General features: G+C 62.2%; 9 protein-coding genes. 5 read left to right on the top strand and 4 right to left on the bottom strand.

Translation table 11 applies throughout. From position 1 onward, the window contains the following. Positions 1-14: 14 nt before the first annotated feature. The 3 genes from HU743_RS16005 to tssB all read right to left on the bottom strand — a co-directional run bounded on the left by HU743_RS16005 (position 15) and on the right by tssB (position 2,763). On the bottom strand, positions 15-512 hold the full coding sequence (locus HU743_RS16005) for an Hcp family type VI secretion system effector (protein ID WP_186635566.1): 498 nt from the start codon (positions 510-512) through the stop codon (positions 15-17). Between the two features lie 199 nt (positions 513-711). After that, a complete protein-coding gene (gene tssC / locus HU743_RS16000) occupies positions 712-2,190 on the bottom strand; it encodes a type VI secretion system contractile sheath large subunit (protein ID WP_186649679.1) in 1,479 nt (492 codons plus the stop codon). A 30-nt stretch (positions 2,191-2,220) separates the two neighbouring features. Continuing rightward, positions 2,221-2,763 (bottom strand): type VI secretion system contractile sheath small subunit, encoded by a 543-nt coding sequence (gene tssB, locus HU743_RS15995; protein WP_186635560.1) that lies wholly within the window; start codon positions 2,761-2,763, stop codon positions 2,221-2,223. Positions 2,764-2,990: 227 nt separating this feature from the next. Between tssB and HU743_RS15990 the strand changes: the two genes are divergently transcribed. Genes HU743_RS15990 through tssA form a run of 5 tightly spaced genes read left to right on the top strand, consistent with a single transcriptional unit; the run spans position 2,991 to position 10,497 of the window. Then, positions 2,991-3,437 carry a type VI secretion protein gene (locus HU743_RS15990; protein ID WP_186635557.1) on the top strand — a complete coding sequence of 149 codons (447 nt, stop codon included), beginning with the start codon at positions 2,991-2,993 and terminating at the stop codon, positions 3,435-3,437. A 45-nt stretch (positions 3,438-3,482) separates the two neighbouring features. After that, on the top strand, positions 3,483-4,814 hold the full coding sequence (tssK, locus tag HU743_RS15985; RefSeq protein WP_186649677.1) for a type VI secretion system baseplate subunit TssK: 1,332 nt from the start codon (positions 3,483-3,485) through the stop codon (positions 4,812-4,814). Between the two features lie 18 nt (positions 4,815-4,832). Continuing rightward, positions 4,833-5,597, top strand: a complete 765-nt coding sequence (locus HU743_RS15980) for a DotU/TssL family secretion system protein (RefSeq protein WP_186649675.1) — start codon at positions 4,833-4,835, stop codon at positions 5,595-5,597. Continuing rightward, on the top strand, positions 5,594-9,418 hold the full coding sequence (locus tag HU743_RS15975) for a type VI secretion protein IcmF/TssM N-terminal domain-containing protein (RefSeq protein ID WP_186649673.1): 3,825 nt from the start codon (positions 5,594-5,596) through the stop codon (positions 9,416-9,418). Before HU743_RS15980 ends, HU743_RS15975 begins: the two co-directional genes overlap by 4 nt. Continuing rightward, positions 9,415-10,497 carry a type VI secretion system protein TssA gene (gene tssA / locus HU743_RS15970; protein WP_186649671.1) on the top strand — a complete coding sequence of 361 codons (1,083 nt, stop codon included), beginning with the start codon at positions 9,415-9,417 and terminating at the stop codon, positions 10,495-10,497. The genes HU743_RS15975 and tssA overlap by 4 nt, the downstream gene beginning before the upstream one ends. Here the strand turns inward: tssA and HU743_RS15965 are convergent. Then, positions 10,494-11,462 (bottom strand): 2-hydroxyacid dehydrogenase, encoded by a 969-nt coding sequence (locus HU743_RS15965; RefSeq protein WP_186649668.1) that lies wholly within the window; start codon positions 11,460-11,462, stop codon positions 10,494-10,496. The two genes, tssA and HU743_RS15965, sit on opposite strands and share 4 nt — an antisense overlap. Positions 11,463-11,482: the final 20 nt, after the last annotated feature.

Here is an 11,482-nt window from a genome sequence, read left to right as displayed (position 1 = left end):
GCCGCGACGCCGGCTTAGCTGACAAGCTTGTTGGCGGCCATGTCCCAGGTCGATGCCGCCGTGCCTTCCTTGGTGCCGTCGTCCTTCTGCGCGGTGAGCTCCCACTTGATCTTGGTGAAGTTCAGCGACAGCGTTTCCACCGGTTTGCCGCCGGTGCCGCCGCTGACACTGACGTTGGACAGCACGACATTGGTCAGGGTGTAGACGATGAAGGGCATCAACTGCCCACTGCCTTCGGCGGCGTTGCGCCCGACAGTGATTTTCGCTTCAGGGATCGGTTTACCGGCACAGCAATACTCGTTGAGTGACGGTGTCGAGCTGTCGACGAACTTGGTCAGGGTGAACTCGCCGATATGCGGTTTACCGGAGGTGCGCTCCGAGTTGCTGACGTCGTTGGTCACTTGCATCGCGACGTTGTGGCTGTAGGACATGACTTCGATCTTGTCCGCAAAACCTTCGAGCAGGCTGTCGCCTTTGATGTCGCCGCCGAGGTCGAGAATGATTGCATCCATCGCTTGAAACTCCTGAAGAAAATCACGTTAGGCAAATGGGCTGAGCACTAAGCACCAAGCTCTGAACCTGTGGCGAGGGAGCTTGCTGCCGCTGGGCTGCGCAGCAGACCTCGCTTTTCTGATGAAGAGCGGGGCCGCTTTGCGACCCAGCGGGAGCAAGCTCCCTCGCCACAGGGTTCTTCACTGGTTGAAAATTTCGTCAGGCAGCAACCGGCGGCGGCAAGGTTGCCACCAGACGGATCGATGCGGTCAGCTCTTCCAGCTGGAAGTGCGGGCGTAAAAACACCGTCGCGCGGTACGCTCCCGGTTTGCCGGCCACCTCGGTGACGTCTACCCGTGCTTCGCGCAGCGGGTACTGCGCCTTGATCTCCTGCGGCGCGTTGTCGTTGATCAGCACGTAGTCGGCGATCCAGTTGTTGAGGTAGGTCTGCACGTTGTCGCGGGTCATGAAACTGCCGACCTTGTCGCGCATGATCACCTTCAGGTAATGGGCGAAACGCGAGGCCGCCAGCACGTACGGCAACATCGCCGAGATCCGCGCGTTGGCGTTGGCCTCATTGGTGTTGTAAACCTTGGCCTTGTTGGTGCTCTGACCGCCGAAGAACACCGCAACGTCGCTGTTTTTCTTGTGGCACAGGGCGATGAAACCGAGGTCGTTGAGCTCTTTTTCGCGGCGATCGGTAATCGCCACTTCGGTCGGGCATTTCAGCGACAGGTCGCCTGAGCTGGTGCGGAAGGTATGCGCTGGCAACCCTTCGACCGCGCCGCCACCTTCAGCACCGCGAATTGCCGCGCACCAGCCGTACTTGGCGAACGCTTCGGTGATGCGTTGCGACAGTGCCCACGCAGCGTTGCCCCAGAGGTATTTGCTGTGGTCGGTGCCGTTGACGTCTTCCACGTAGTTGATGCCTTCCACCGGCGAGGTGTCGGGACCGTAAGGCAGGCGCAGGAGGAAGTGCGGCAACACCAGCGAGACGTAGCGCGAATCTTCGCTCTCGCGGAACGAGCGCCACTTGATCAGCTCCTGGCTCTCGAACACCTTCGACAGGTCACGCGGCACGGCCAGTTCGGTGAAGCTGTTCATGTCGAACAGACGCGGGCTGGCGGCAGCGATGAAGGGCGCATGAGCGGCAGCGGCAACGTTCGAGAGTTTTTCCAGCAGACCGATGTCCTGTGGATGACGGCCGAACGTGTAATCGCCGACCAGCAGGCTGAACGGATGCCCGCCGAAAGTGCCGTATTCCTCTTCGTAGATCTTCTTGAACAGCGCGCTCTGGTCGAACTCGACTGCTTTTTCCAGATCGTTCTGCAGCTCTTTTTGCGTGACGTTGAGCAGGCGCAGTTTCAACCGGCTGCTGGTTTCGGTGTTCTGCACCAGCAGGTGCAGGCCGCGCCACGAGGCTTCGAGTTTTTGCAGGTCGGGGTGATGTAACACCTCGTTGAGCTGGGCGCTGATCAGCTGGTCAATCTGGCTGATGCGGTCGTTGATCATCGCCACGGTGTCCTTGTCGATGGCCATGCCTTCGTCGAGAACCTGGGTGGCGAATTCCGCGAGCATGTCGCGGGCGTAATCCTGCTGACTGTCATCGTGGGCCATCCGGCCTTCGAGGATGATCTGGTCGAGCAGGGACAGTGTTTGGGTCGTACCTTCACTGGCTTGTTTCTGAGCGGCGGGCATGGCGAATTCTCCCCTCGGTGGAATGGACGATCAGGCTTGCGGTTCGGCCGGCGTCTCGGCATCAGCAGCCGGGACAGCGGTGTCCGGGCGAGCCGATTTGATTTCCTGCAAGCCTTCGGTGTTGGCGATGACGTCGCGCAACAGCTTGTCCAGGTCATCGTTGCCGTCGAGTTTGGTCAGCAGATCGCGCAAGCGCTGGCGTGCTTCGAACAGGCGCCGCAGCGGGGTGACCTGTTCCACCACCTTGACCGGGTCGAAGTCGTCGATGTGTTTGAAGTTGAGTTCGATGTTGAGCTTGCTGTCGTCGCCGCTGAGGGTGTTGTTGACCTGCAGGGTGGCGCGCGGGCCGATCGAGGCGAGCACTTCGTTGAAATTGTCGCGGTCGATTTCGGTAAAACGTCGCTCGGTCAGTTTTGCCAATGGCTCCAGCGGTTTGCCGGAGAGGTCGGCGAGAATCCCGACCACCAGCGGCAATTCCTTTTTCTCGATGGCATTACCGATTTCGACGTCGTAGGTGATTTGCACACGGGGCGGACGCACCCGGTCGAGCTTGTGCTGAGTACTTTCTGCCATGTCGGCGAACTCCGATGCGATGAGCGGGCGCAATGCATCGGGGTGGCCCGTTCATCGCTTTCCCTTGCTGGACCGTAGGTTAGAAAGGGAGGCAGATGACCTGTCGTTCCTTTGACAAACCTTCCTCATTCGGCTGTAGGAACCGAACTACCCAAGAAGCTAGAACAGGTCTATAAAAAAGCAAGGAAAAACGTTTTTGGACAAGTTCAAGAAAAGGAAAATTCATTTTGTATCGAAGACTTTTTCTAACGTGGGTGTTTTTCTTGCTCGCTGGGTGTTCGTTGTTCGGACCGAAAGTCGGACTCGACAGCCTGACCCTCGACGTCGCGCCCAAAGCCAATGACGACACGCCGATTGCCGTGGACTTCATCGCGGTGGCTGATCCCGACCTGCTCAAACAGCTGTCCGGCATCAGTGCCAGCCAATGGTTTGCCGGGCGCGAGCAGTACCAGCGCGACTATCGTCAGTTGATGAGTGTGTGGGGGCTGGAACTGGTGCCGGGGCAATTTATAGACCGTCAGCCGTTCCCGTTGGGGGGCAAGAAGGCCGCTGGACTTTTGGTCTTCGCCAGCTATAACACACCCGGAGCGCACCGCTTGCGGCTCGACGATCAGAGTGAAGCGTGGCTGAAGTTCGACAGTCGCGAGATGACTCTGGTCAGCCAGGAAAACTGAAAATACCGTTTGCCGCCGGTTCGCGGCGCAGGCGAAGGGAGTCGTATGAGTCTGCTACCTGACGCGGTCTGCTGGCACGAAGGCATGCAATTGCTGCCACAGCACTTTCAGTTGCAAGGGCTGCGGGCCGAAGCGCTCGGTGCGCACCTGGCGCAGGCGTGCAACCCGTGGTTCTGGGGCGTCAGCCATCTGGCGTTCGATCCCTCGGCGCTCAGCGGCGGGGTGGTGCGGGTGTTGTCCCTGCAAGGCACGATGCCCGATGGCTTGCCGGTGGACCTGCAGGCCGGTATCGGGCCAACCCTGGAGCTGGATGTCAGCGCCGCGATCGACGCCTGCGACGATGCCACGGTCACGGTGTACCTGGCGATCAGTCCGCTGTGGCGGGCCGGGCAATTGCTGCCGCTCAAGGGGCGCTTGCAGTCGGTGGTCGGCGCCGCGCTGCCGGATCTGACCAGTGGCGAGTTTCCTGAATCGATCACGGTGTGGCGTCCCAACCCGCGGCTGTGCACGCAACTGAACAAAGCCGACTCGATCTGCCTGCCGCTGCTGAAAATCCGCAAGGAGGGTGGCGGTTATCTGCCGCTGTCTTACACACCGCCGACCCCCATCCTGTTGCCCGAATCTGTGCTGGGTCAGCGCGTCGCCGGTCTCTGCGCACGGGCACGGGAGAAGTGTCTGTTTCTCGCTGGCCGTCTGCGTCAGGCGCAGCAGGCCGGCAATCAGGACGATGCGCTGGAAACCCGTCGGCAGTTGACCGCATTGTGGGCGCGCCTGCCGGAAGTCGAGGGCGCGCTGAGCAGTCGCGTCGCGACCCCGCAGGCGGTTTACGGGCTGCTGCTGGGGCTGGCCGGCGCATGGTCGGCGCTCGATCCGCTGGCCGGTGTGCCGGCGTTTGCCGCGCTGGATTTCGTCGAATTGCAGCGCGGTTTCGATGCGCTGCTGCAATGGCTGGAAACCACCCTCGAGCTGATCCGGGCCGGCTATCGCAGCCTGCCGTTCGAACGTGGCGAACAGAGCTTTTCCATTCAATTACCCAATGAGCAGCCGAGCCAGCGTCTGGTCATCGGGTTGCGCATGCCCAACGGTGCCAGCGAGCAGGCGGCCAGTGATTGGCTGCGTGCGGCGATCATCGCCTCGGCGCCGCACATTGCGCTGCTCAGCCGTCAGCGCATGAGCGGCCTGGCCCATCAGGCGATGAGCCGCAGCGAGCAAGTGGCCTACAGCGTCGGCGATGACACGCGGCTGTTTGTGGTGACTGCCGAAGGGGCCTGGTTTGACGCGCAACTGCCACTGATGATCGCCGCGCCCGCCGCAAAACTGACGAGCAGTCCCTGGCAAGTGGTGCTGTTTGTCGCCCAGCACAGTGAAAGTGCCTGATCACACAAGGAACGCCGTATGTCGCAAGGAAGTGCCACAAGCCTTGGGTTGCAGGACGCACCGTTGAGCAGCGCGTTCCGCCAGGCCTGGCAGCAGTGGCAACAGGACTGGCTGCATTTGCCCAAAGACAGCGAAGACGAGGTGGCGCTGGTGGAAACCGTGGTCGAACTGTCGACGCAGGCCTCCCAGCGACTCTGGCGAACGGCGTATTCACGGGTCGGCGATTCCGCCACCGAACAGGTCAAGGCGCTGGTGTATGCGTTCGTCGCGCTGGTCGACGAAACCCTATTGTTCACGCCATGGCCGGGACAAGCGGCGTGGCAGGACAAACCGCTGGAGTCGCGTCTGTACGCCAGCCGCCAGGCGGGGGAGCAAGTGCCAGCGGCGATCCAGACTTTGCTTGATGAGCAGCAACCGACCGCGCGCGATCTGGCTAACGTGTATTTGCAGTGCCTGATTCTTGGTTTTCACGGTCGCCTGCGGGGCGAGCACAGTCAGGCGCAACTGGAAAAATGGCGGTTGGCGCTGTACCGGTTTGCCTGGCAGGACGAGGCCAGCTACGAAGGCGTCAGTCAGCGTCTGGTGCAACCGTCCCTGGCCACACCGCTGCAACTGCCGGTGCGCACGATTTTGCCGGACGGCTTGCGTCTGGCGCTGGGCATTCTGGCCATGGTGCTGCTGCTGACCGGGCTTGGTCAGTGGTTCTGGCGGGACATTCGTGTGCAGCTGGAGCCGGTGCTGCAAATCACCGAGTCCATGGCCGTCGCGGAGCCAGACGAATGAGCACCCTGACGGTCGTCGCATGGGCCGCTGCGCTGCTGGTGTTGCTGCTGATCGTCGCCGTGGGCGTGTGGTGGTTGCGCACTCGCAGCGGTGCGGCGGTGCGCAGCTTTTACACGTCGGTGCGGCACATGGAGCAAGAGCAGGGTAGCCACGATCGTTATCAGTTGCCCTGGCTGCTGATGCTCGGTGATGAAGTCCAGGGCACGCAACTGGTCAGCCAATGGCGTCTGCAACCCACCGACAAACCGGCGTGGTTCGGCCGCTGGTGGTCGGACCCCGAAGGCGCGGTGCTGGTGGTGCCGCAAGCGCTGTTTCTGCCCGAAGACGGCATGCATTTGCAGCGCGGTGGCTGGTGGCGGTTGCTCGGCCTGATCCTGCGCCTGCGCAGCAAACGGCCGCTGGATGGCGTGGTCTGGCTGGTGCCGGTCAGTCGTCTGAGCGATCTGGAACAGGCCGCGAACCTCGGTCTGGCAGCACGCCGGCGCTTCATCGATCTGTTGCAACGCTTCGGCTTGAGTGTGCCGGTGTACGTGATTGTCACCGGCCTGGACGAATTGCCGGGCTTTCAGGCGCTGATCAGCGCTTTGCCCGAAGAGGCCCGTGAGCGCACGTTGGGCTGGTCGTCGCCCTACGCGCGCGATGCGCTGTGGCAAGGGCAATGGAGCGATCAGGCACTCAATCAGCTCCAGCGTGCCGTGGCCGAGGCGGTCATCGAAATCGGTACCTTGTCCGGACAGTTGAGCACCGATCTGTATGCCTTGCCGGAACGACTGGAAACCCTGCGCCGTGGTCTGCAAAGCGTTCTGGAACCGGTGTTTCAGGGCAATGCCCAAGGGGAGGCGCCGTGCTTTCGCGGCGTCTATTTCAGCGCCAGTCAGGCCCCGGAGACCGCCCGGGACGGGGTCTATGCCGACGACCGCGCTTTGCAGCAAAGTGTGTTCGTGCGCCAGTTGTGGCGCCAGCGTCTGGTCGGCGAGCGCGGGCTGGCGCAAGGTGTGCCGCGGCTGTTGCGCTTGCGTCAGCGTTGGCAGCGCTTGAGCGCCGGCGTGGCGCTGGTGGTTGGCGTGCTCTGGGCGGTGGCGATGCTGTGGGTCTGGCAGCAATCGGTCAAGGATGCCCATGAGCTGGCGCGGCTGATGCAGAGCGCGCAGAAAAGCTATGTGGCCGTCACCGATGAAGCCCATCGCGTCGAGCCGACCCGGCGCAACGTACAAAGTGTCTGGCGCGTGCTGGAGCGGGCGCCGCGTTGGCGCTATGCCTCGCTGGTGTTGCCGACCTCGTGGTTTTCCGCCTTCGACTCACAGCTCGAACAGCAAGTATTGCTGTCTACTCAGCGCCATGTGCTGCTGCCATTGCACGAACTGCTCGGCGCCGAGCTGAGCAAACTCAAAGCGATACGTCCCACCGATCGGCGCAGCAGCGTCGAGAGTGAAGACCCGGCGCAGTGGCAGAGCTATCAGAAGGCTACGGATTTGGTAGAGCGTGCGTTGCGCCTGGAACAGCAAAACCTGTTGTTCGCCCAGGTGCAGAACAATCAGCGAACGCCGCTGGATGATCTGGTGCAATTGAGCAACAACGCGCTGTCGCTCAATCTCAATGCCGGTGCCCTGGCTCATGCGGCGTACTACAACCGCGTGTTGGCCGCGGGCAATGGCAACGAATTGCAGGCGCTGGATTTGAGCGCTGAGCGGCCGCTGATCGAAAGCAACTTTTCCGCGCTGATGCAGCGCTGGCTCGATCAGTATTTCCTCGCCGACAACTTCGTCAGCAAGGCCGGTTACCTCAAGCTGCACCTGGAACGCCTGGAGGTTGGCAGCGGCAACAGCCTGCGTGAACTGGAAGATTTGCGCGCGCTGATCGAAGACTTGCAGGCAGCGGTTGCCCTGACCAACTCGACGTGGAGCCGCGGCAAAGGCCAGGAGTTGGTGCCGGGATATCGCGATTTTCTTGAAAAAGTGCGCAAGAGCAGCCTGCTCGGCCCGGGCGTCGAGCAGCAGCTGGACCGGCAGGCAGGCAAACTGCAACAGAGTTTTCGCGACCAGTGGATCGCTCAGGTCGGCTCGCGCGGCAATCTGTTGATCCAGCAGGGCAGTGGGCAACTGGCGCTGCAAGAACAAGTGATCAAACTCAACAACGCCGTGCAGGCCTTGTTCAAGCGCGACTTCGTGTCGCTCGCCCTGCGCGCCAGTCAAGACAACGTGAACCTGGAAGGCCAGACCGTCGACGGCGATGACCTGAATACCTCGCTCAACTATTACGCCAGTTACAAAAGCTATATCGCTGAAGAGCTGCCGCGCATTCCACCGGCCTATCGCCAGGCCTTGCTGCAAACGGCCGAAAGCGCCGCCGCCCAGGCGATGTGGCTGAGTCTCAAGGATCACAACGATCAGACCCACCCCTTTGAGGTATTCAATGTGCAGGCCGAACAAGCCATGGCCCTGCAAAAAGCCTTCGTCGAGGTGCACCGCAGCGATCTGGCAACGCGGCTGCAAGGCGCGCTCAACCGCCGCGCCCTGGCGCAGATTGTCAGCGGTCTGGATGAAATCACCGAGCAACCGCTGTTCGGCGGTCGGGCAGAAATCAGTCAGTGGGACGGCTCGAAAAACCTTGGCCTGCAACTGTACGCCGCCAGCGATGTGCAGGACTTGAAGCTGAGCCTCAAGCAGCAGTTCAACACCATGCTCGGCATCACTGAACGTCGGCAGTCGGCCCTGCAGTGGTTGCTGACCCAGCAGGGCGCGTTGTCGGCGCTCGACTACGAGCGCGTCACCCAGTTCAGCGCGCTTAATGAGGAACTGCTCAAGTACAAGGATGCCAACCCGGCCAGTGCGCCCGCGCAGATTGAACAACTGGTCAGTCGGGATTTTGTCGAGATGGACACGGGCTCCTGCGTCCAGACGCTACAGACCGCCAATGTCGCCGGAGGGCGCGGCACGCTGGCGATGCGTGCGTTGGAGTTGCAACAGTCGGCCCTGCAGCGTTGCCAGTTTCTGCAACAGCGACAGGCAGCGGCCGCCTGGAATGAACTGGCCAATTATTTCAATCAGTACCTGGCCGACCGCTTTCCGTTTGCCAACGGTGTGCAGGCGCAGGACGCCGATCCGGCGCGGGTCCAGCATTTCCTCGACATCATTGAAAAGCGTCTGCCTGTCGCGCAGGCCGGGCTGGTATTGAGCCAGACACCCGAGCGGCTGGCAGCACAGGATTTCCTCAGTCGTCTGCAACAGGCGAGCACCTGGCTGACACCGTTGTTTGTGCGCGACAAAAGCGGCCTGCTCGGCGTCGAACTGGAGGTGCGCTGGCGTACCGATCGTGACGACGAGAAGGGCGCCGATCAAGTGATCGCCTGGGGTCTGCTCGCTGGTAGCCAACAGGTCAGCTACCCGGTACCGGCCGAACAAGCGAATTTGCGCTGGCTGGTCGGCCAGCCGATCCGGCTGTCCCTGCGTTGGGCCCGTAATGGCAAGGAACGCCCGGTCAATGATCCGCTGCAACCGAACCTGGTGGTGCGCGATCTGGAGGCCGGCTGGGAATATGGCGGGCCGTGGTCGTTGCTGCGGCTGATGCGTGCGCACTATTCGGTACAGCGTCAACCGAGCGTGGATTACACCGATTTTCCGCTGACATTGCGTCTGCCCGTGACGGCGTCTACCGACAGCGTCACCAGCGAATTTACCCGCATGTTCGTGCGCCTGTCGTTGATGAGCCAAGGCTCGAAATTGCCGCTGGCGATTACCCCGTTACCGACCCGCGCGCCGCGTTCGCCGTTTCAGCTGACCGGCAGCACCGCCGCCCTTGAAGCGCAAAAGGAGGAAATGTGAGCCTGCCGTCGACGACCTTGCCGGACCTGATGGATCAGTTGCTCGCACCGATCAGCGAACAGGCGCCCTGCGGTGTCGATCTGCGTTATGAGCGCGAGTTCGATCAATTGCGCGACCTGCGCCGCGAAGATGACGCCAGCCTGCCGACCGGGGTCTGGCAGTCGACGCTCAAGCGAGCGGACTGGCCGCAAGTCGAGAGGCTCACCACCACTTTGTTGCTGGAACGCAGCAAGGATTTGATGCTCAGCGCCTGGCTCGGCGAAGCGTGGCTGCACCTGCAAGCGCTGGATGGGCTGCCAGGCAGCCTGGCGCTGATCACCGGTCTGTGCGAGCGTTTTCCCGAGGATGTGCACCCGCTGGCCGAAGAGGGCGATCAGTCGTGGCGGGTGATTCCGCTGGAGTGGCTGGTGCGCCGATACACTGAAGTGTTGCTGACACGCGTGCCGTTGTTCGGTGCCGGTAACAGCGATTTTGAAGCCTGTACCCTGGAAGTCTGGCGGCGCTTGCAGATTCAGCAAGTGCAGGCCAACGACAGCAAAAATGCCAAAAGCTCGGCGGAAGCCGCGCGCAACGAACAGAAAAAACTCAGCGATCAGGTCCGCGCCACGCCGCTGGCCTTCTGGCTGCGCACGCAGGGCAATCTGCTGCTGAGCCTGCAACACCTGCAACGGTTGGAAAACTGGTGCGAGGCGTATCTGGGAGAGCAGGGACCGGGGTTGCGCCCCTTGCAGGACACCATTCAAGCGCTGCTGACCCTGGTTCAGGAGTTTATTGCCATGCACCCTCAACAACCGGCAGCGCCGGCACCCCAGCTCGAAACACCGGCCGCCATGACGCAGCCTGAAGCGCCGGCAGCGGTGGCCCAGGCTTTGCGCGAGCCGGCCAGCCGTGACGAGGCGTATCGGCAGTTGCTGCTGATCGCCGAGTACCTGGCCCGCACCGAACCCCACAGCCCGGTGCCGTACCTGATCCGGCGCGGGGTCGAATGGGGCAATAAACCGTTGAGCGAGTTATTGGGGGAGTTGATCAGCGCCGATGCCGAATCGCGGCGGTTGTGGACCCTGCTCGGTGTACTTTAGTGCACACGCTGATCGTTGAGCCTGGGCGGCAGCGTGATGGGCGTCAGTACCGGCTCGCCGGAAAAGAACGCCATGAGATTTTTGCCCACCAGTTCCACCGTGCCCTGGGTGGCTTCCGGTGACAGGCCGGCGACGTGTGGCGTCAGCAGCACGTTGCTCAGGGTTTTCAGCGCATCCGGTACGTGCGGCTCGTGGTCGAAAACATCCAGCGCGGCGCCGGCGATCCGCCGTTGCTCCAGAGCGCTGATCAGGTCCGCCGTGGCGATCACGCTGGCCCGGGCAATGTTGACGATAAAACCGTTCGGTCCGAGGGCGTCCAGCACCGGGCGTGTCACCAGATGCTGGGTGCCGAGTCCGCCGGGGGTGGCGACGATCAGGAAGTCCGCGGCCCGCGCCAGTTCGGTCGGGGTCGAGCAGAAGGCATAAGGCACATCGCTGCGCATCTGGCGGCTGTGATAGCAGATCTGCATGTCGAAGCCCAGGGCCGCGCGTTTGGCGATTGCCATGCCCACCGCACCCAATCCAAGAATGCCCAGGCGTTTGCCGGCCAGCGACGGGCGCATGATCTTCGGCCATTCACCGCGGCGAACGGCAGCGTCGCAACGCGCAATGTCACGCACCAGCGCCAACAGCATCGCCATTGCATGGTCGGCTACCGAGGAGGCGTTGACGCCGGCCCCGTTGGTGACGGTAATGCCGCGGTCGCTGGCCGCTTGCAGGTCGACTTGCTCGTAACCGGCGCCGATCACCGTGATGATTTTCAGCGCGGGCAGGGCGGCGATTTCATCGGCGTTCAGGCCCAGCGGGCCACGGGTCAGCACCGCATCGATGCGGCTGCCGTGGGTGACGATGGCTTGCGCACGCTCGGCCGGCGTAGGGGCGAGAATCAGGTGAAAGCCTTGACGTTCGAGAATCGGCAGATAGTCATTGATGGTTTCAACCAGTACCAGAACGGTTGCGGGCATTGCGCGGCTCCTGTGATCGG

This window comes from Pseudomonas sp. SWRI99 (genome assembly GCF_014270125.1).
In the GTDB taxonomy this organism is placed as follows: domain Bacteria; phylum Pseudomonadota; class Gammaproteobacteria; order Pseudomonadales; family Pseudomonadaceae; genus Aquipseudomonas; species Aquipseudomonas hamedanensis.
This window is presented reverse-complemented; position numbering and strand designations above follow the sequence as displayed.